The sequence below is a fragment of the Pseudobutyrivibrio sp. LB2011 genome, from assembly GCF_000701765.1.
GTDB classification, from domain to species: Bacteria; Bacillota; Clostridia; order Lachnospirales; family Lachnospiraceae; genus Pseudobutyrivibrio; species Pseudobutyrivibrio ruminis.
Map to the genome: position 1 here is coordinate 483,897 of NZ_JNJS01000001.1, position 22,514 is coordinate 506,410.

The window sequence follows — 22,514 nt, forward strand, 5'->3', positions numbered from 1 at the left end:
TAGATTTTATTTGGCGCCTGACATTAGTCAGGCGCATTTTTTAAGGAAAAACTATGTTACTTAATGTTTCGCATATTTTTAAATCATTTGGTGAAGATGGCATTATAAAAGATGCCACTTTTACAGTAGATGAGGGTTCTAAAGTAGCTATCGTTGGTAACAACGGAACGGGAAAGTCTACGCTATTGAAAATAATAGTTGGAGATTTACCAGCGGACAGTGGCGAAGTTACTCTTAAAAAAGATGCTACTATGGGCTATCTGGCTCAGTATCAGGAAGATTCTTTCGGTAGTAGCATTTTAGATACAGTACTTAGTGCACGTGAAGATTTGCTTTCCATGGAAAAACGTCTTTCAGACATGGAAATGGAGATGTCAAACCTTGATAGTAAAGATGCTGCGACATTTATGGAAAGTTATCATAAGTTACAGCATCAATTTGATTTATTAGGTGGATATACATTCCGTTCGGAAGCTGTAGGCATATTGAAAGGCCTTGGTTTTGAAGGGGATGATTTAAATAAAAGCATGAATGAGCTTTCTGGTGGTCAGAAGACGCGAGTTAGTTTGGGACGTCTTCTTGCATCATCACCAGATTTGCTTCTATTAGACGAGCCTATAAACCATTTGGATTTGAATTCAATCGTGTGGTTGGAAGGATATTTATCTTCATATAAAGGCGCAGTTGTAATTGTTGCTCATGATCGATATTTCCTTGATAAAATTGTAGATCATGTTGTTGATTTATCCTACGGACGCACTAGTGTATATACAGGAAATTATACAGCTTTTTCTGAGCAAAAGGCTTTATATCAGCTCACATATGAGCGCAGCTATGAAAAGCAGCAAAAGGAAATAGAACACCAGAAAGCTGTTATAGAAAAGCTTCAATCCTTCAACAGGGAAAAATCCATTAAAAGAGCTGAAAGCAGAAAGAAAATGCTTGATAAGATTGATATTATGGATGCCCCTGATAAGGATATGCCTAGAATGCGACTTACCCTTGAGGTGGAAAAGGAAAGTGGCAAGGATGTTTTAGATTTTTCTCATGTGACAAAATCATATGATGATAAAAATATCTTTTCAGACTTATCATTTGAGGTTCACAAAGGGGATAGAATTGCCATTTTAGGTGATAATGGTACAGGAAAGACTACAATCCTTAAGTGTATCAATGGCCTTACAGATTTTGAATCAGGAGAGATTCGCTTTGGGGCAAATGTTACTGTTGGATATTATGACCAGGAGCAGCAAGGACTTACTGAGTCAAACACTATCTTCAGTGAGCTTCATGACGCTTATCCATATCTTACAGAGACACAGGTTAGAAACACATTAGCTGCATTTATGTTTACAGAGGATGATGTTTTTAAACGCATTAGCGAGTTATCCGGTGGAGAGCGAGGACGTGTTTCTCTTGCAAAGCTTATGCTTTCTAAGTCTAATCTTTTAATCCTTGATGAGCCTACAAACCATCTTGATATGGATTCGAAAGAAATGCTCGAGGAAGCACTTAACGAATATGATGGAACTTTGCTTTATGTAAGTCACGATAGATATTTTGTTAACCGTACTGCAAATATGATTCTTGAACTTTCAGATGGTCATTTTACAAAGTACCTTGGCAATTACGATGATTATATTGCAAAGAAGGAACAACTTTCTGCAGCAAATGTTGTTTCAACCCAGGAATCTGTAGCAGATTCTAACGCTACAGCAGCAAAGCTTGATTTTAAAGAACAAAAGAGAATTGAGGCAGAAAAGAGAAAGCTTCAAAACAAAATCTCAAAAATCGAAGAAGAGATAGAAAAACTAGAAGAAAAAAAGGCAAAGATTCAAGACGAATTCTTAAAGCCAGAGAATATGACAAATTCTGCAAAACTCAACGAATTAACTGCAGAACAGAATGAAATAGATTCAAAACTGGAAGATTTATATTCTCAGTGGGAGGAGTTAAGTTTATCTTAAGCATTTATTAAGTCTTTGTTAAAATCTTGACATAGTTTTTGTGTGATTTTATAATTAAGATTGAAAATTGTAATTAGGAGGTATATGGTTTGGATAAACAGATTTCACAAGCAGTCATCAGAAGACTTCCTAGGTACTACAGATATTTGGGCGAACTTTTAGACGATGGTGTTGAAAGAATTTCATCAAATGATTTAAGCAAGAGAATGCATGTTACAGCATCTCAGATTAGACAGGATCTTAACAACTTTGGTGGTTTTGGCCAGCAGGGTTATGGATATAATGTTGCATATTTACATGATGAAATCGGAAATATCTTGGGAGTTAACGAAACACATAATGTTATCGTTATTGGCGCTGGTAACTTAGGCCAGGCTATTGCAGGTTATGTTAAATTTGAGCGTGTAGGCTTCAAAATTATTGGATTATTCGATGTTAATCCTGAGCTTAAAGGAAAGTTGGTTAGAGACATTCCTGTTCAGATGCTTGATGAGCTTCCAGAATTCATTAAGCATAATGATGTTGAGATTGCAGCTTTGACATTGCCAAAGTCAAACGCCAGATCTACAGCTTTAAAGCTTGTTTCTCTTGGTGTTCATGCAATTTGGAACTTTGCTCACGTTGATTTAGATGATATTCCTGATGTTATTATAGAGAATGTTCATTTATCAGATAGTTTGATGCAACTTTCTTATAACATTACTCAACAGAAGTAGGTGAATGTATATGGCGGACAGGGATTTTACAACTGCCATTTCCAAAATCAAGGTCCCTATGCTTATTTTGGATCAGAAATGGCATAGACTTTTTGCTTTAGGTGGAAAGCCAGAACAGGTTAAAGAGCTTGAAAAGCAGGAAAATGACTTACTGAAACGTGAGGCTGAGCTTAAAAAGGAACTTAAGGATCTTAAGAAAGTCAAAGAAAACTTGATGGCTTCAGTCATGTCCAATATGGAAGGAACTTCAGATTTAGTTTCTAAGAAGTTGGATGATGATAAAAGACTTTTGGAAGAATGCAAAGAACGTATTCAGTCAAATGAAGACGAGCTTAGCGAGCTTCCACAGCAGACAGATGATGTTAATCGAGAATTGATGTTGGCTACTATGGATTATTGCTATGACAAACTTCGCACTAATTCCACAGAAGCTGAGGAAATCACTAACTGGATTAAGGATGTCAGGGTTCAGCTTAAGAAAAACGTTATTCGCAAGCATAATCGTGAGATTAACAATAAAGAGATTTATTCATATATGCATGATGTTTTTGGTATGGAAGTGCTAAATCTGTTTGATATGCAGAATGGGGATTTCTATATCGGAACAATCGACGACAAGGGCGAACCTGTTAAAACACCTTCAGACAAGCAGGATGAAAACGACAAAACAGACTTATCTGATATCCAGCTTGAAGAAGTTGATTTGGAGGCAGTTTCCAAAGAATCAAAAGAAGATACAGAGGAAGCAGAGTCTTCCGCAGACGAATAGAATTCACTGTTTTTTAAAAGACTAAACACTATAATGTTTAGTCTTTTTCTTATATATATGGTATCATTATTAGTGTGATAATTTACGTATTTCGAGAAAGGAGTATTTATGGAAGACGGGTCCAATCCCTATTTAATTATTTTTTTATTGGCTATTGTTGTTATTGAAGCAATAGGGCTAATTATTTTGTACAGAAGGTCTAAGCAAGAAAATATTACCGAGGAAGATGTTATTTCTCTTGTAAATGAGGGGCACGAGGATGGCAATATTTTGGCCTCCGAAGCAGCTATGATACAGAATATCTTTGAGTTTTCCGATACCGATGCAAAGGATATCATGACTCATCGAAAAAGCATCGTTGCGGTGAATGGTGATAGTACCTTGCGAGAGGCTATAAATTTTATAAATGAGAATAATATGAGCCGTTATCCGGTTTATATTGAGGATTTAGACAATATCATTGGCATTTTACATATAAAGGATCTACTCACATACTATGATAAGGATATTGATAATGTGAAAGTTAAGGATTTACATGAACTTATGTCAGTGGCTGAGTTCGTTCCAGAAACACATGGAATCAATACTTTATTTGCTAAAATGCAGTCCAAAAAGCGCCATATGGTTATCGTAGTTGATGAATATGGACAGGTTTCCGGCTTACTTTCCATGGAGGATATTCTTGAGGAAATCGTTGGAAATATTGAGGATGAGCATGATGAGGAAGAAAACTCTATAGAGGTTAAGACAGAGGATTCTTTTGTGATGGATGGAGGAACTTCTCTTGAAGAGGTTGAAGAAATTCTTGGTACAAAGTTATCTGATGATTATGAAACTCTCAATGGCTATTTGATTTCCTTAAATGGCAAGATTCCTGAGGATGGCAGTTCCTTTACTTTGGAGGATGATAATTACGTTTTTTATATTAAAAATGTATCCGATAAAGTCATAGATAGCGTATATGTTAGACGCAAAAGGCACGTTGAATAAAAGGCCGTGATTTGTTATAATTTTTTGAGATTTAGAATAGAAAAGAGGTAAATAATTTTATGTCAGGACATTCAAAGTTCGCAAATATTAAGCACAAAAAAGAAAAGAATGATGCTGCAAAGGGTAAGATTTTTACAATAATTGGTCGTGAGATCGCTGTAGCAGTTAAGGAAGGCGGCCCAGACCCTAATAATAATTCTAAGCTTCGTGATGTTATCGCTAAGGCTAAGGCTAACAACGTACCAAATGCAACAATTGAAAATGGTATCAAGAAGGCTGCTGGTAACGCAGATGCTGTAAATTACGAGTCTGTTACATACGAAGGATATGGTCCTAACGGTACAGCTATTATCGTTGACTGTCTTACAGACAACCGTAACCGTACAGCTGCTAACGTTCGTTCAGCATTTACAAAGGGCGGCGGAAGCATCGGTACACCAGGTTGCGTTTCTTTCATGTTTGATAATAAGGGTCAGATTATCGTTTCTAAAGAGGATTGCTCTATGGAAGCTGATGATCTTATGATGATTGCACTTGATGCAGGTGCAGAAGATTTCTCTGAGGAAGAGGATTGCTTCGAAATCTATACAGCTCCAGAGGATTTCTCAGCAGTTAGAGAAGCTCTTGAGGCTGAAAACATTCCTATGGCTGATGCTGAGGTTACAATGATTCCTCAGACATATGTTGATCTTACAGATGAGCAGGATCTCTACAAAATCAACAAGATTCTTGATCTTCTTGATGATGACGATGATGTTCAGAACGTATATCACAACTGGAATGAATAAATAAAAATTGAGGGGTTTATAATTATGAATAAGATACTTTTCGCTGCCAGCGAGTGCGTACCATTTGTCAAAACCGGCGGATTGGCAGATGTTTGTGGAGCACTTCCTAAGGAATTCTCAAAGGAGTACTTTGATGTAAGGGTGGTTTTGCCATACTACACATTTATTCCAGAGAAATACAAGAAGGACTTCAAGTTTTTAACTAGCTTCCAAATGAACATGGGACCACTTGTAGGTACTAGATATGTTGGCGTTTTTGAATATGAGTTAGATGGGGTTACTTACTACTTCATCGATAATCATGATTATTTCGATTGTTTCTATCCTTATTCTGAGGATAGATGGGATCTTGAAAAGTTTATATTCTTTGATAAGGCTGTTTTATCAATGCTTCCACTTATCGGATTCCAGCCAAATCTTATTCATTGTCATGATTGGCAGACAGGCTTTATTCCTGTTTATTTAAAGAATGATTTCCAGGGAGACCAGTTCTTCTGGGGAATGAAATCAGTCATGACTATTCACAACCTTAAGTTCCAGGGCATGTGGGACACTAAGACAGTAGCTGGTATTTCGGGCTTGTCCATGAATTTATTTACTCCAGATAAGCTTGAATACAAAAAATGCGGAAATATGCTTAAAGGTGGTCTTGTTTATGCAGACTATATCACAACAGTTTCTGCAACCTACTGTGACGAGATTCAGACTCCATACTATGGAGAGGGGCTAGATGGCTTGCTTCGTGCTCGCCACTATGACATGCAGGGCATTGTTAATGGTATTGATAACGATGTATATGATCCTGCTAAGGACTCTAAAATATACAAAAACTTTGATGTTTCTACATTCCGTAAAAACAAAAAGGTTAATAAGGCTAAGCTTCAGGCTGATTTAGGTCTTGAGGTTGACCCTAAGAAATACATGATTGGCCTTATTTCTAGACTTACAGATCAAAAAGGCCTTGATCTTATCAATTATTGCATCGAAGGAATAGTTGATGATTTTACTCAGCTTGTTGTTATTGGTACAGGCGAGTCAAAGTACGAGAATATGTTCAGGCATTATGCTTGGAAGTATCCTGAGAAGATTTCTGCTAACATTTGTTATGACGACAATCTTGCTCACAAGCTTTATGCGGCAGCGGACGCATTTTTGATGCCTTCAAGATTCGAGCCATGTGGCTTGACACAGCTTATTTCATTTAGATACGGCACAGTTCCAATTGTTCGTGAGACTGGTGGTCTTAGCGATACAGTTGAAGCTTTTGATGAGTACAAAAAGACAGGAGATGGCTTCTCGTTTGCAAATTACAACGGTGATGAGCTTCTTAACACTGTAAATTACAGTAAGTTTGTATTTTTCGATAAAAAGACTCAGTGGAATAAAATGGTTGAGCGTGGCATGAACAAGAACTATTCTTGGGCTGTACAAAAAGAAAAATACGAAAATATTTACAACTATTTGATAGGTTAACAAATAGTAATTTACAAAAGAGAATAGCTTGACTATTCTCTTTTGATTGTAAGAGGTTATATATTGGCAACAAAAGGGACGAATAATTCTAAAAGAAAATCAAATAATTCCCGCAGAAACACTACTAAAAAAAGCAACAACAAATCTACTTCCACAAGAGCTAAAAAGGCTTCTATGGAGGTTGAGTTTGAGGACCCATTTTTCGAGGATTCTTCAAAGGAAATTATCCTTTGGGGTTCTTTAGTGCTGTGCATTTTACTTTGCATTAGCAATTTTGGGCTTGGAGGAGTTGTAGGTAATGCCATTGCCGATTTCTTATTTGGTATTTTTGGCATTATTCAGTTCATCTTGCCTTTTATGGTTGCTTTTTCTGCATTTTTCATTATTTCAAACTATGGTAACAAGGTAGCAGTAGCAAAGGTTATTGCAGGTTCTGTTTTACTTATATTTATTAGCGTATTTGTGGAGCTTATCATCCATGGGCAGGATGTATTAGGACCACTTTCTACATTTGAATATTCAAGGGATAACCACAATGGTGGTGGCCTTTTGGGAGGCGCCATCGTTTTTGGAATATATGATAGCTTCGGTTTGTTTGGAGCATACTTAATAGACATTATCGCAATGGTTGTTTCTACAATCATCATTATTGAGCGTTTCGCTTTCGATAGAGTGCAGCAATCATCTAGATATCATGCTGATAGGGCAGCTGCTAAAAGACGTGCTAGAAGAGAACGTCAGCTTATGGAGCGTGAAGCAAATCAGACCAGATATAATTCTGACCGTCAGGCTATTATTGATAAAATTAACGAGGAAAAAGCTCTTGAACTTGAGCAGATGAATCAAAAGGGTGGTTCAAGAAGAGAGAGAAAGCATTCTGGTGTTACTACCAACACAACACTTATGCCAGATTTCTCAGAGGCATCATTGTCTGCTGATGGTGTTAACGAAATCAAGATAAACATGGCTGAAGGAGAGTCTGATGTAGAAATTACAAATACAAGTAGACATCGCCTTCGTTCCGGAGATAAAAAGTCTAAGAGCACACATTCTTTCAAGAATGTTACACCTCTTGTGGCTACAAACGAAACAGCTACATTTATTGAGTCTGAGCAACCAGTAGTGGTTGAGCCAAAGGTTTCTGTTGCAACTAAGCCAGTGGAGCCTGTTATTAATACTCCAGCTCCAACACCTGCTCCAGAGCCTACACCAGAGCCAGAAGCAGTTATGGAACCAGTGGCTTCCACTAGAAAGCCTAAGCCATCGGCTTCTACTCAGGCAGAAATCGAAGATTCTTCAGAGTCTCTCAGAGCTTCTATTGAATCAGATAAAAAGAAACCTAAGAAGCCATTTAAGCTTCCACCTATTTCATTACTTAAGGATGCTAAGAAGGGCGCAGGAGATTCTAGAGAGTATCTTCAGGAGATGGCTGGAAAGCTACAGCGTACACTTGGCAATTTTGGTGTTCAGGCTAATGTTACTGAGGTTACTTTAGGACCATCAGTTACTCGTTATGAGCTTGAAATCGCAGAGGGTACTAGAGTATCAAAGGTTGTAAACCTTTCAGATGATATTAAGCTTAATATGGCTGTTACCGACGTTCGTATAGAAGCTCCAATTCCTGGCAAATCTGCTATTGGTATTGAGGTTCCAAATAAAGAAAAGACAATGGTTTCTTTCAAAGAGCTTGTATCTTCGAAAGAATTCAAGAATGCTAAGTCAAAGATTTCCTTCTGCGTTGGAAAGGATATTTCTGGTAGCGTAGTTGTTGGAAATATTGAAAAGATGCCTCACCTTCTTATTGCAGGTGCTACAGGTTCTGGTAAATCAGTATGTATTAATACCATCATCATGAGTATTCTTTATCATGCCACACCTGATGAGGTTAAGATGATAATGGTTGATCCAAAGATGGTAGAGCTTTCTGTATACAATGGAATTCCTCACCTTCTTTTACCTGTTATTACTGACGCTAAAAAGGCGGCAGGAGCTCTTCATTGGGCTGTAAAGGAAATGACAGATAGATACGAGCTTTTGGCAGCGGCAGGAGTGCGTAATATCGAAGGATTCAACGAAAAGGTTGATTCTGATGCATTGCCTGAGTCTATACCAGAGGAAAAGCGTGTGAGAATGTCACAGCTTGTTATTATTCTGGATGAGGTTGCGGACCTTATGATGGTTGCCGCAGCTGATGTAGAAGATTCAATTGTTAGATTGGCTCAGCTTGCCAGAGCAGCAGGTATTCACTTGATTATCGCTACTCAAAAGCCTACTGTTAATGTTATTACTGGTCTTATCAAGGCTAATGTTCCTTCAAGAATTGCTTTCTCTGTTTCATCAGGCACAGATTCACGAGTTATTCTTGATATGAATGGTGCTGAGGATTTGCTTGGAAATGGTGATATGCTTTATGCTCCACAAAATCTTTCTAAGCCTATTCGTGTACAGGGTGCCTTTGTCAGTGATGATGAAGTAAGTGCAGTAGTTGATTTCCTTAAAAATAATAACGAAAATGCAGAATACGATTCGAATATAGAGGCTCAAATTCAAAACTCTGAGACTGGATCTGGTTCAGTGTCAATCTCTGGAGAACCTGATAATTCTAGAGATCAACTATTCAATGAAGCAGGTCGTCTTGTTATAGAAAATCAAAAGGGTTCTATTGGCTATCTTCAAAGAAACTTTAGGATAGGGTTTAATAGGGCGGCACGTATCATGGATCAGCTTGCGGAAGCAGGCGTTGTTGGTCCTGAAATGGGTACTAAACCTAGAGAAATACGCATGTCCATTTCAGAGTTTGAAGAACTAATAAAAGCAAATTAAAAGGGAGTCATTTCAAATGAAGTCAGACATTCAAATCGCTCAGGAAGCACAAATGGTCAATATCAAGGAGGTAGCAGCTTCACTTGATATCAGGGAGGATGATTTAGAGTTTTATGGAAAATATAAGGCTAAATTATCCGATGAATTGTTATCCGAAATTCAGGGTAATAAAGACGGCAAGCTTGTGCTTGTAACTGCAATCAATCCAACACCAGCCGGAGAAGGCAAAACAACAACTTCTGTTGGTTTAGGTGAGGCAATGGGAGTTCTTGGTAAGAAGGCGTGTCTTGCCCTTAGAGAGCCTTCACTTGGACCTTGCTTTGGTATCAAAGGTGGTGCCGCAGGTGGTGGATATGCTCAGGTTGTTCCGATGGAAGACTTGAACCTTCACTTTACTGGTGATTTTCATGCTATTACATCTGCAAATAATTTGCTTGCAGCTATGCTTGATAATCACATTCAGCAGGGTAATTCACTAGGAATTGATCCTAGACAGATTGTATGGAAACGATGTCTTGATATGAATGACAGAGCCCTTAGAAATATTGTCGTAGGTCTTGGAGCAAAGGCAGATGGAATGGTTCGAGAGGATCATTTTGTTATTACAGTAGCCTCTGAAATCATGGCTATTCTTTGCCTTGCAAACGATATGAAAGATTTGAAAGAGCGACTTGGAAGAATCATTGTTGCTTATAGTTTTGACGGAAAGCCTGTTACTGCTAATGATTTACAGGCTACAGGCGCTATGGCCGCCTTGCTTAAGGATGCCTTAAAGCCAAATATGATTCAGACACTTGAGCACACACCAGCTATTGTTCATGGTGGCCCATTTGCAAATATCGCACATGGATGCAACTCTGTTAGAGCTACAAAGGCTTCTATGAAGCTTGCTGATATCACAATCACTGAGGCTGGTTTCGGTGCTGATCTTGGTGCTGAAAAGTTCTTTGATATTAAATGTAGAATGGCAGGTTTGAAGCCTGATGCTGTTGTTTTAGTAGCAACTGTTCGTGCTTTAAAATATAATGGTGGTGTTCCTAAAACAGAGCTTACTACAGAAAACTTAGATGCTTTAAAGAAGGGTATTGTTAACCTTGAAAAGCATATTGAAAACCTTCAGAAATATAATGTACCAGTAGTGGTTACTCTCAACTCATTTATTACCGATACTGAAGCAGAAACTAACTTTGTTAGAGAATTCTGCGAGTCTCGTGGATGCGAATTTGCACTTTCTGAGGTTTGGGAGAAAGGTGGACAAGGTGGCGTAGAGCTTGCAAAGAAGGTTCTTTATGTTCTAGAAAATAAAGAAAGTAATTTCAAGCCACTTTACGATGATTCACTTTCACTTAAAGATAAAATTAAAACCGTTGCAACAGAGATTTACGGCGCAAAGGATGTGGCATACTCAGCTGCAGCTGAACGCGAATTAAAGAGAATAGAAGAACTTGGAATGGGAGATTTCCCAGTATGTATGGCAAAGACTCAGTATTCATTATCTGATGATGCTACTAAGCTTGGCCGTCCTACAGATTTCACTTTAAATGTTCGCGAAGTATATGCTTCAGCTGGCGCAGGCTTTGTAGTTGCTGTAACAGGAAGCATTATGACAATGCCAGGCCTTCCAAAGCAGCCAGCAGCCAACAATATCGATGTTACTGACGATGGAGTAATTACAGGATTGTTCTAAAATGAAATGTAAAAAATGTGGAGCTGAAATTGAAAATGGTCTTATGTACTGCCCATCTTGTGGGGAGTCTATTCAGCTTGTGCCTGATTACAATGTTTTAGAAGAAGAATTACTTTCAAAAGTTGTAGAAGATAAAAATAAATCAAAGGATGAAAAGTTTGCTACAGGTGTTTATCAGATTCAAGAGGAAGCACCTGCTGCAAACACACCATCAAAGCCTCAGCAGCAAGCAAAGCCGGAGCCGAAAGTTTTCACCAAAAAGATAAAGGCATTTCTGTTGGTAGCGTGCTTGCTTGTTGCCATAATAGGTGTTTGTATGTTTATTCCTTACATGGGTGCGCATACTTATGACAATATTATGAATCAAGCAGTGGATGCGGAATCTAATGAGCAATATGCAAAGGCTTTAGGTTACTATGAAGAGGCATATGAAATCGACCCTACATCATTCGAGGTTATTTATGGTTTGGGCCGTATGTATTACATGGTTAAGGATTATGACGACGCTATAGAGATGCTTTATCTTGCGCTAGATAGTGATCCTACCAATAAAAAGATATATACATATCTTCTCAATGCTTTATACGCAAATGGTGATATGGACGGAATTTCAGCTTTGCTGGAAACATCACCTAGTGATGAAATTACAGAGATGATTAATTCATATTTCCTAACAGCACCTACATTCAATTTAGCTGGTGGCAATTATGAAGAGGACCTTCTTATCCAGATTACTGTTAGCGGAGATTATAAAATCTTTTACACCTTGAATGGTAAAAGTCCAATTACAACAGGCAAACAATACACAAAACCGATTCCTTTGACTGAGGGGACTACAGAAATAAAGGCTGTAGCACAAAATGATGCAGGAGAATACTCTGATATTGTTAGTGCTACATACACTATTACTTACCCTGAAGTTGAGGAACCAGAAGACAGTACGGGAGAGGATGTGACAATTGATGTTACTAACTAATTTATGTTTAACAGAATGTTCACAAGATTTCCGAATTTTTTACATAATTAATTAGTATCATTACATCATCTCATTAAGAGATACATTTTTCATAACATTATTCTCCCTTTGAAAGACACGTCACCGCAGGCGTGTCTTTTATGTTGTCTAAATCATTCAAATGGGCTAAAATATAACCTATGAATGTTAAAATTCTATGCGTAGGTAAAATCAAAGAAAAATTCTTTAGAGATGCAATTTCAGAGTACTCAAAGAGGCTCTCGAAATACTGCAATTTAGAGATAATAGAGGTCTCTGATGAAAAGACATCAGAGAATGCATCTGATACTGAAATATCACTTGTAAAATCCAAAGAAGGCGAAAGAATTTTAAAGCACATTAAAGAAAAAGATTTTGTTATTGCCCTTGCAATACTTGGAAAGCAACTGGATTCTGTTGCTTTTTCTAAATATATAGAGAATCTTGGAATCTCTGGACACAGCAGTATAGCTTTCGTTATAGGTGGTTCTTTGGGGCTTTCTGATGAAGTTATGAAGCGTAGTGATTATCAAATTTCTTTTTCTGAGATGACTTTCCCTCATCAATTAATGCGTGTGGTTTTACTTGAGCAGATATATCGGGGAATGCGAATTATGAATAACGAGCCTTATCACAAATAGGCAATAAATATAAGGGGTTTTGTTACTATGAGAATGTACGACTTAATTGAAAAAAAGAAACTTGGAGAGGAGCTTTCTACCCAGGAGATTTATCATATTGTTAATGGATATACAAATGGCGAGATACCAGATTATCAGATTTCTGCACTTCTTATGGCTATCTATTTTAGAGGCATGAATGTTAGAGAACGCTATGATCTTACTATGGCTATGCGTGATTCTGGAGATATTCTTGATTTGTCTTCAATCGACGGTGTTAAAATTGATAAACACTCTACTGGTGGTGTTGGCGACAAGGTTACACTTGTCCTTGGACCAATTATCGCATCTATTGGTGTGCCTGTTGCAAAGATGAGTGGTAGAGGCCTTGGCCATACTGGCGGCACAATCGATAAGCTTGAAGCTTTTCCTGGTTTCAATGGAGCTCTTTCTGAGGAGGCCTTCATTAATCAGGTAAACAATATAAAAATAGCTGTTACTGGTCAGTCTAAAAATCTTGCTCCTGCAGATAAAAAGCTTTATGCACTTAGAGATGTTACAGCTACAGTTGATGAGATTTCTCTTATCACAGGTTCTATCATGTCTAAAAAGCTTGCTGCCGGCACAGATGCTATCGTTCTTGATGTTACAGTTGGCGATGGCGCCTTCATGAAGACAAAGGAAAAGGCATTAGAGCTTGCAAAATCTATGGTTGATATTGGTAAGCGTGCAGACAAGAAAATCGCTGCAGTTCTTACAAATATGGATGAGCCACTTGGTTTTGCAGTAGGAAACAATCTCGAAGTTATTGAAGCAATCAATGCCCTAAAGGGAAATGGTCCAGAGGACTTAATGGAAGTTGTTTATGAGCTTGGTTCTCAGATGATTGTTTTCTCAGAAATTGAGACTGATAAAGCTAAAGCTAGAAAGCTTATGGAAAATGCAGTAGCAGATGGTAGTGCATTTAACAAATTTGTTGAGTTCATTCAGGCGCAAGGTGGCGATTCAAGCTTTGCTACTGATATTAGTAAATTTGAGCCTGCTAAATATGTAGTGCCAGTTGAGGCTCAGTCTGATGGATATGTTCACGCATTGAAAGCAGAGGCATTTGGTCTTGCTTCTATGTCTCTTGGCGGAGGTCGCGAGACATTTGAGGATGTCATTGATATGGCTGTTGGTATTGTTCTTAACAAAAAGGTTGGGGATGAAATCAAAAAGGGCGAGCCTATCTGCTATATCCATTCAAATGATGAGAGCAAAATCAAAAATGCTATGGAGATGATTAACTCAGCTACAGTTATTGCTCCAGAAAAATGTAACCACATGGACTTGATTATCGATATTGTTGAATAAAATGAGCGATTTTTCTTTAAGTATTAGTATTCCGGCTGAGCACATCGACAATATTTTTGGCCAGTTTGATAAAAACATCAAAACCATAGAAAAGGGGATGGGAATTTCCTTCATTCTTAGGGATGATGTTATCAAAGTAGTAGGTGAAAAATCCCATGTTGAACATGGAATCGTTGTTGTGGATGAGCTTTTATCCCTTTCAAAAAAGGGAAGTATTATAACTACACAGGATGTTAATTATATTATGTCAATTGAGCAGGAAAAAATAGAAAATCATGATGTTTCGGAAGCTAGAGGAGAGATAATTTGCCATACAACCACAGGTAAGCCTGTAGCTCCTAAGACACTAGGACAAAAGAAATATGTAGATGCAATCACCAACAACATGATTGTATTTGGCGTGGGCCCAGCAGGTACTGGTAAAACATATCTTGCTATGGCAAAGGCTATTACAGCCTTTAAAAACGAGGAGGTTTCTAGAATTATTCTTACTCGTCCAGCTATTGAGGCAGGAGAGAAGCTAGGTTTCCTTCCAGGAGATTTACAAAGCAAGGTGGATCCTTACCTTAGACCATTATACGATGCTTTGTATCAGATAATGGGTGCTGAAGCATTTCAGCGCAACATGGAAAAGGGCCTTATAGAGGTAGCCCCTCTTGCTTATATGAGAGGCCGTACTTTGGATAATGCCTTCATCATTTTGGACGAGGCACAAAATACTACGCCAGCCCAAATGAAAATGTTCCTTACAAGAATTGGCTTCGGTTCAAAGGCTGTAATCACAGGTGATAAGACTCAGAAGGATTTACCTACAGGAGTTAAATCAGGTCTTGATGATGCCATGGCAGTTTTAAAGAACATTGATGACATAAAGATTTGCAATCTTGATGCAAAGGACGTTGTTAGACATCCACTTGTTCAAAAGATTGTAAATGCGTATGAAGTACACGACAAAAAATTACAAAGCAAAAATAAAAAGGCGAAATAATGAAATGGACTAATCGTTTTTCCACTACAAGATTATTGTATGCAATAGGCATGGCATTTGTTTTTATTATTGCCAACACTTTAATGTGTTCATTTGCCTCCGTACTTATGGACAAATATATTTGCTTAGTTGCAATTAATATTTGTTTCTTTTGTTTACAGTTTTTACTTATCATCAGAAGACGCTTAGAGCAAAAGCTTCCAGAAAAAAACTATATATCCTACGGAAAAATGACATTCGTAATTTTAGTAGAATGGGTTTTGACTATCGCTATGTCTTTGTGGGCACCTGATTTTTTTGCCCCATTTATAGTTCTTCCGATTATTGCAAGCAGCGTTTTTGAGGATAGCCTTTCAAATGCTTTGAGTCTTTATTTGGTGGTAATTACATCTCTTTGCTGGGATTACAATAGTTACACTATTCTTTGTTATATTACGCTGATTCTTTTTGGCGGTGTGCTATCCGCATTTCTTAGAAAAGGAGAGACACTTCAAAAGTTGTATGCGCTAATTATGGTTTTTGCAATTACAACACTAGTGTCTATAGTATTTTATTACTTTAATTATCTTGAGTTATCATTTTCAGTGTTATTTTATGGTTTGATTGATGGCGTGGTGGCATGCTTAATTATAGCGGCTATCTTCCCTGTAATTAGCAGATTCGTTGATAGAGAACAGGTATTGATATACGACACCTTCTTGGATCCGGATTACACTCTATGCAATGAAATTCGTAAGCTATCCTACATCGAATACCAGCATGCAATGAGACTTTCCAGATTATCTAGAAAGTGTGCCGCAGCAATTAATGCCAACGAAAATCTTGCTGCTTGCGCAGGACTGTATTATCGCCTTGGCAAAATCGAAGGTGAGCCAATGATTGATAACGCAATTAAAATTGCAAATAATCATTGTTTCCCAGCTGAGGTTATTCAAATCCTGGCTGAGTATGGCGGAATAGTTATTTTGCCTAGCTCAAAAGAATCGGCCATTGTTCATATGGTGGATTCAGTTGTTACAAAGGTAGAGCTTTTTGATTCTGATTCAATGAGCAGTAGTTGGAATCAAAATATGGTTATATATCAAACTATTAATGAGCTTTCACAAAAAGGCTTCTACGATAACTCAGGACTGACCATGAATCAGTTCTTGAAGATTCGTGAGATTTTAGCAAATGAGGATATTTTAGCATGACAATTTTAATGGAAAGCGAAACAGAAGTTGATTTCGACTTCGATTACGAGAAAGTTGCAAAAGATGTGGTAAACACTGCTTTGGATTATATGGAATTTCCTTTCGAAACCGAAGTAAGCATCACTCTTACAGACAACGAAGGTATACAGGTAATCAATAAAGAATTCAGAGGTATTGATTCACCTACCGATGTATTATCATTCCCAATGATTGAGTATGAAAATCCTGGTGATTTTTCAAAAATAGAAGAGAATGATGATTTATTTAACCCTGAGACAGGAGAAGTAATTCTTGGAGATATAGTTCTTAATATTCCTCGTATTCATGCGCAAGCAGAGGAATATCAGCATTCAAATCTCAGAGAGTATGCTTTTCTTATAGCCCATAGTATGTTACATTTAATGGGGTTTGATCACATGACAGAGGAGGAAGCTTCTGTTATGGAACAAAAACAAAGGGAGATATTAAACATACTAAATATTTCTCGAGATTAATGAAAAGGAGACACTAATCTATGAAAAAACAATTAGTATCCGCATTGCTTGTTTTGACTATGTGCACATCATTGATTGCCTGCGGCAAAGATGAAGCAGACGATACAGCGGCTGATGATGCAGCAAGCAATACAGCACAGGAGGTAGTTGAACCAGTTGATGATTCTGCAGCTTTTTGGGATCAGGTTTCAGAAGATGGCAAGGTTCGAAGCTACTTAACTGGAGATTGGGTTGATGCTGAGTATGGCAGACAGCGCCCAGTTGCAGTCATGATTGAGAACACAAAGGCATGTTTACCACAGTATGGTATTGGTAATGCTGGTGTTATCTATGAGTGTGTTGTTGAAGGTGGAATCACACGTATGATGGCTATCTTTGATGATTATTCAGGATTAGACCAGATTGGTAATATCCGTAGTTCACGTCCTTATTACGTATATTTTGCTAGTGAGTATGATGCTATTTACATGCATGCAGGTGGTAACCCAGCAGCATTCGAGCTTATTGATGACAAGAATCTTGTAGACAACATCAATGCTCTTACAGTAGAAGGTACAAAGGGTAAGGCAGCTGCTTTCAGAACTGGCAAGGGTGAGCACACTCTTTACACAAATTCTGATGGTATTGATATTGGTATTGAAAAGCTTGGATATGACACAGAGCTTCCAGCTAACTATGAGCCTCACTTTACATTTGCTGCAGATGGTAATGACCTTTCTAGCGGTGAAGATTGCCAGGCTATCCAGCTTTACTATTATACAAACAAGCCTTATTGGATTTACAACGAGGATGATGGTTTATATTACAGATACGAGTTCAATCAGAAGCAGGTTGATGCTATTACTGGTGAGCAGCTTACAGCTAAGAACATCATTATCCAGAATGTAGAGTGGTGGACATATGAAGGATCTCAGTATCTTGGATACCTTCTTTCATACAACACAGGTACTGGTAAGTACATCTCTAACGGAAAGATGATTGATATTGTTTGGTCAAAAGATGGTGATACTGATATCACACATTATTATGACTTAAACTCAGGCGAAGAAATTCAGCTTAATGTTGGTGTAACTTGGATTCAGGCTTGCCAGCAGGATTACACAGATGAAACTGTATACTATGCAGATAAATCAGAATTTAGTAAGGCAAATTAATTAGTTTATGAATGCTAAAAAAAGGCGTAGCGATACCGGTTTTTTAATGCAGGGATCAATTCTTGCTATGGCTTCAATTATCAGTCGTATTGTGGGACTCATTTACAGAGTCCCACTTACGGCTACTATTGGAAAGACAGGAAATGATTATTACGGTACCGCTTATGAAATTTACAACATAATATTACTTATATCTTCTTATAGCATACCTCTCGCGGTATCAAAGCTAGTTTCAGCGAGAATAGCCAAAGGGCACATTAAGGACGCAACTAAGGTTTTACATGGCGCCCTTCTTTTTGCGTTTATAAGTGGTGGTATTGCATCTATAATTGTATTCTTTGGAGCAGAGTTCTTCACAGGTACTGTTTTAAAGACACCTCTTGCGGCTATTGCTTTAAAGGTTTTGGCACCTACATTGCTTGTAGTTGCTATTCTTGGTGTATTTAGAGGCTTTTTCCAGGGCCTTGGCACAATGATTCCAAGTGCTATTTCTCAGATAGGAGAGCAGTTGGTTAACGCTGTTGTTTCCGTAGTGGCAGCAACTATATTATTTAGCTACGGAAAAAAGGTTGGCGGTGTTTTAGGTAATGTTTCAGATTATGCAGCTGCTTTTGGTGCGGCTGGTGGAACACTTGGAACATCTACAGGTGCTTTGTTTGCTCTTTGTTTCATTATTTTCATTTTCTTTGCTTTCAAGAAGGTCCTTAAGAGAATGATAAAGAAGGATAGACATAAGCATTTTGAAACCTTTGGGGATATTTTACCAGTTTTAATTATGACAATAATCCCTGTACTGCTTAGTACAACGGTTTACAATATAAGCTCTATAATAGATCAGGGTATTTTCAAAAATCTTGCTTTGTTGCAGGGCTATGATTCAAAGGTTACCAGTGAATCATGGGGTGTGTTCACTGGTCAGTATAAGGTTCTTATAAATGTACCTTTAGCAATTGCATCTTCAATGGCTGCATCTACAGTTCCTAGTTTAACTGCTGCATTCAATTCAAATGATAAAGATGTAGTTAAAAGACAGATTAACGCAGCTAATAGATTTGTTATGGTGATTGCTTTCCCATGTGCAGTAGGACTTATGGTACTTGCTTCGCCAATTATGCTTTTGTTATTCAATGATGCTGAAAGCTCATCTGCATTAATGCTTATTATTGGTGGATGCTCAGTTGTTTTCTATTCCCTTTCAACTCTTTCCAATGGAATTCTTCAGGGAATTGATAAAATGACTATTCCTGTAAAAAATGCGCTTATTGCACTTGTTGCTCATGTGGCACTTTTGTTTGTATTGATGGAAGTATTTAAATTACACATCTATGCTGTAATCATTGCTAATGCGTTTTATGCTTTGATGATGTGCTTCCTTAATCAATCTGCAGTTCTTAGATTCTCAGGAGCAAGGATTGATGTTAAAAAGGTTGTACTTGCGCCACTTGAAGCATCAGCTCTTATGGGACTAGTTGTTTATCTCATTTATCATATGCTTGATGCCATTTTGGTTATTGGTATGTCAGAAAAGGTAGCAAACCTTTTTGCATGTGTTATTTCTATAGTTGTTGGAGCGGTAGTCTACTTTGTAGCGATGCTTCTCTTTAAAGGTATAGATGAGGAAACACTTTTAAAATTCCCAGGTGGAACAAGACTTTGTCAGATAGCATATAATTTACATTTGTTGAGGTAGTTTTATGAATACAGATGAAAAGGTATATGATGTTTGTATAATAGGTGCCGGATTTTCAGGACTTGTTCTCGCAATCAAACTTGCGAGAGCAGGTCTTTTGGTCTGTTTAGTGGAATTAAATCGTATGGTTGGCAGAAGAATTTTATCTACTGGCAATGGTCGATGTAACTTCACAAACAGTAGAATGGGGGCTCAGTATTATTACAGCAATCACAGCCTTGATTTTATTTCAGATAATCATAATGATTTACGCCAATTTCTTAATGAATTAGGTGTATACGACAAGGATTTGGATGGATATTATTATCCAATTACAAATCAAGCTAAGACAGTTAGAGAAGCACTTGAAAATGAAATTGGTTTTCTTGGAATCGATGTTCTTCTTGATAATAGAGTTACAGAAGTTTCAAAAGCAGATTTATTTAAAGTTACTACCACTAGAACTATCGTAAATGCGAAGAAGGTTTGCGTTGCTTCAGGTGGACTTGCTGCTGCAACTCTTGGTTCTTCTAAAATCGGTTATAAAATAGCACAAAGCTTTAAAATGAAAACTACTAAGCTTTCGCCGGCCCTTGTTGGTGTTAAATCTTCTAGCCAGTGCTTAAAAGAATTAGCAGGAGTTAGAGCGACGGGAGTAGTTTCATACAAGGATTACAGTTGTGAGGGTGAAATCCAATTCAATAAAGATAGCGTGTCAGGATACCCAATCATGTGCATCAGCCGTTTTATCGGTTTCGATGAGCTGGATAAAAAGCTATCGGATATACGAATTGATTTTATTCCTTATCTTTCAGCAGAACAATTGAAGGATGAGCTAACTAAAAGATTTAATCGTAATCCAAAAGCTACAATTTTGACTGCACTAGTAGGGCTTTGTAATGAAAAAGCTATTGAACAAATTGTTAGTTATTCCCGAATCTATGGTGACACAACTGTTGACCGATTAGATGAAGAGGATGTAGAAAATCTTGTTTACTTTTTCAAGAATTTTTCTATTCCTGTAGATGGAACAAAAGGATTTGACAGTGCTCAAGTTACAGCTGGAGGTGTTGATTTATCAGAAATCGATACTTCTTCAATGGAATCACTAAAGTGTAAAGGTTTGTATTTTACAGGTGAAGTTTTGGACGTAGATGGAATATGCGGAGGCTACAATCTCAACTGGGCATATACATCTGCTGATATTGCATCTAAATCGATTATAAAGGAATTACAATGATTAGAATTGATCAAGTTAAAGTAGAGGTATCAGGACAAGAAGCTGATTTAAAACAGATTGTTGCTAAGAAGTTAAAAGTCAGCGAAGGTGAAATCAAGTCTTTAGAGATTTTAAAGAAGTCTGTAGATGCCAGAAAAAAGCCAATTATTTACTTCGTATATTCGATAATTGTTCAATTATCAAATGATAATGAAAAGAGAATATTGGCTAAATTTAAAAAAGATAACAATATAAATAGCTATGTTCCTAAAGCTTACAATATTCCAAAAACATCAGATTGGACTGGCGATAGACCTATTGTAATTGGTGCTGGACCTGCTGGATTATTTGCTGCATATATTCTTGCTTTAAACAATCTTAATCCTATAGTTTTTGAACGAGGAAAAAAGGTTGATGAAAGAACTGCTGATGTTTTGAAATTCTGGGAGACTGGAATTCTTGATACCACATCTAATGTACAGTTTGGCGAGGGCGGTGCTGGTACATTTTCTGACGGAAAGCTAAATACCCTTGTAAATGACAAATTTGGACGTAACAAATTCGTTCTTGATACATTTGTCAAGTTTGGAGCCAATAGCAATATTTTATATGATTACAAACCTCATATAGGCACTGATGTTTTAAAGAATGTTATTGCCAACATGAGAGAGGAAATCATTAGGCTTGGCGGTGAGTTTTACTTTGGTACAGCTGTTGATGAATTTATTATTGAAAATGAGAAAATCATTGGTGTAAAAGCTGGTGATAAAACATACAAATCAAGTCATGTGATTCTTGCAGTAGGACATAGCGCAAGAGATACATTCAAAATTCTTCACGAATCTGGCGTTTATATGGAGGCAAAGGATTTTGCTGTTGGATTTAGAATCGAGCATCCTCAGGAGATGATTTCTCGCAGCATGTATGCAGATGGCTACAAAAACCTTGAGCCTGCACCATACAAGCTTGCTACTAATCTTGATAATGGTCGTGGCGTTTATTCATTCTGTATGTGCCCAGGTGGCTTTGTAGTTAATTCTTCATCTGAGGAAAACAGGCTTGTTGTTAATGGTATGAGCTATTCAAAGCGTGACAGCAGAAATGCCAACAGCGCCATTGTTGTATCAGTTGGTGGGCGAGAGTTTGATAAAACTAATCCTCTTGCAGGCGTAGAATATCAGCGCGTCCTTGAAGAAAAAGCATTTAGCTTGTGCAATGGAAAAATTCCACAGCAGCTGCTGGGAGATTTTAAACTAAAGAAATTGTCTTCTAGCTTCGGTGATTTCTCTTCTGAAACAAAGGGGCAGACAGCATTTGGATTGCTATCTGATATATTTTCTCAGGAAATTTACCAGTCTGTTATTGACGGCATAGGTGTTTTTGGGACTAAAATAAAAGGGTTCGATAGAGATGATGCGATTTTCTCTGGTGTTGAAAGTAGAACTTCTTCTCCAGTAAGAATTAGTCGTGATGAATTCTATCAGGCTAACATAAAAGGTCTATATCCTTGCGGAGAGGGTGCAGGCTATGCAGGTGGTATAACATCTGCTGCAATGGACGGAATGAAAGTTGCAGAGGCTGTTATATCCAACATGAATTTATAAGAATAGGTGGGAT

Annotated in this window: 18 protein-coding genes; all 18 read left to right on the plus strand. The window is 37.6% G+C overall.

All coding sequences use genetic code 11. The features are described from left to right. The first annotated feature begins 53 nt into the window (after positions 1 to 53). Positions 54 to 1,967: a ribosomal protection-like ABC-F family protein gene (gene abc-f / locus T375_RS02200; protein ID WP_044934334.1), complete on the plus strand. Its 1,914-nt coding sequence runs from the start codon at positions 54 to 56 to the stop codon at positions 1,965 to 1,967. Positions 1,968 to 2,056: 89 nt separating this feature from the next. Then, entirely contained in the window at positions 2,057 to 2,683 is a 627-nt protein-coding gene (locus T375_RS02205) for a redox-sensing transcriptional repressor Rex (protein ID WP_033154065.1), read from the plus strand. A gap of 10 nt (positions 2,684 to 2,693) precedes the next feature. Further along, positions 2,694 to 3,452 (plus strand): hypothetical protein, encoded by a 759-nt coding sequence (locus tag T375_RS02210; protein WP_049960246.1) that lies wholly within the window; start codon positions 2,694 to 2,696, stop codon positions 3,450 to 3,452. 186 nt (positions 3,453 to 3,638) lie between these two features. Next, positions 3,639 to 4,442, plus strand: coding sequence for a hemolysin family protein (locus tag T375_RS02215; RefSeq protein WP_242839251.1), 804 nt, complete (start codon positions 3,639 to 3,641; stop codon positions 4,440 to 4,442). A gap of 59 nt (positions 4,443 to 4,501) precedes the next feature. After that, entirely contained in the window at positions 4,502 to 5,230 is a 729-nt protein-coding gene (locus T375_RS02220; RefSeq protein WP_033154067.1) for a YebC/PmpR family DNA-binding transcriptional regulator, read from the plus strand. A 24-nt stretch (positions 5,231 to 5,254) separates the two neighbouring features. Continuing rightward, entirely contained in the window at positions 5,255 to 6,703 is a 1,449-nt protein-coding gene (locus T375_RS02225; RefSeq protein ID WP_044934336.1) for a glycogen synthase, read from the plus strand. 63 nt (positions 6,704 to 6,766) lie between these two features. Then, complete coding sequence (locus T375_RS02230; RefSeq protein WP_049960247.1) at positions 6,767 to 9,526, plus strand: FtsK/SpoIIIE family DNA translocase; 2,760 nt, start codon at positions 6,767 to 6,769, stop codon at positions 9,524 to 9,526. A 16-nt stretch (positions 9,527 to 9,542) separates the two neighbouring features. Further along, entirely contained in the window at positions 9,543 to 11,213 is a 1,671-nt protein-coding gene (locus T375_RS02235; RefSeq protein ID WP_044934337.1) for a formate--tetrahydrofolate ligase, read from the plus strand. 1 nt (position 11,214) lies between these two features. Next, a complete protein-coding gene (locus T375_RS02240) occupies positions 11,215 to 12,189 on the plus strand; it encodes a tetratricopeptide repeat protein (RefSeq protein ID WP_044934339.1) in 975 nt (324 codons plus the stop codon). 179 nt (positions 12,190 to 12,368) lie between these two features. Next, positions 12,369 to 12,848 carry a 23S rRNA (pseudouridine(1915)-N(3))-methyltransferase RlmH gene (gene rlmH / locus T375_RS02245; RefSeq protein ID WP_044934340.1) on the plus strand — a complete coding sequence of 160 codons (480 nt, stop codon included), beginning with the start codon at positions 12,369 to 12,371 and terminating at the stop codon, positions 12,846 to 12,848. Positions 12,849 to 12,875: 27 nt separating this feature from the next. Further along, entirely contained in the window at positions 12,876 to 14,180 is a 1,305-nt protein-coding gene (locus T375_RS02250; RefSeq protein ID WP_044934342.1) for a pyrimidine-nucleoside phosphorylase, read from the plus strand. Position 14,181: 1 nt separating this feature from the next. Next, positions 14,182 to 15,168: a PhoH family protein gene (locus T375_RS02255; protein ID WP_044934344.1), complete on the plus strand. Its 987-nt coding sequence runs from the start codon at positions 14,182 to 14,184 to the stop codon at positions 15,166 to 15,168. After that, entirely contained in the window at positions 15,168 to 16,361 is a 1,194-nt protein-coding gene (locus T375_RS02260) for an HD domain-containing protein (RefSeq protein WP_044934346.1), read from the plus strand. Before T375_RS02255 ends, T375_RS02260 begins: the two co-directional genes overlap by 1 nt. Next, positions 16,358 to 16,855: an rRNA maturation RNase YbeY gene (gene ybeY / locus T375_RS02265; protein WP_044934347.1), complete on the plus strand. Its 498-nt coding sequence runs from the start codon at positions 16,358 to 16,360 to the stop codon at positions 16,853 to 16,855. The genes T375_RS02260 and ybeY overlap by 4 nt, the downstream gene beginning before the upstream one ends. Positions 16,856 to 16,875: 20 nt before the next feature. Continuing rightward, positions 16,876 to 18,009, plus strand: coding sequence for a DUF3048 domain-containing protein (locus T375_RS02270; RefSeq protein WP_044934349.1), 1,134 nt, complete (start codon positions 16,876 to 16,878; stop codon positions 18,007 to 18,009). A 46-nt stretch (positions 18,010 to 18,055) separates the two neighbouring features. Then, positions 18,056 to 19,699: a putative polysaccharide biosynthesis protein gene (locus tag T375_RS02275; protein ID WP_330371727.1), complete on the plus strand. Its 1,644-nt coding sequence runs from the start codon at positions 18,056 to 18,058 to the stop codon at positions 19,697 to 19,699. Between the two features lie 4 nt (positions 19,700 to 19,703). Further along, a complete protein-coding gene (locus tag T375_RS02280) occupies positions 19,704 to 20,918 on the plus strand; it encodes an aminoacetone oxidase family FAD-binding enzyme (RefSeq protein ID WP_044934354.1) in 1,215 nt (404 codons plus the stop codon). Beyond that, on the plus strand, positions 20,915 to 22,501 hold the full coding sequence (locus T375_RS02285; protein WP_044934356.1) for an NAD(P)/FAD-dependent oxidoreductase: 1,587 nt from the start codon (positions 20,915 to 20,917) through the stop codon (positions 22,499 to 22,501). Before T375_RS02280 ends, T375_RS02285 begins: the two co-directional genes overlap by 4 nt. Positions 22,502 to 22,514 lie beyond the last annotated feature (13 nt).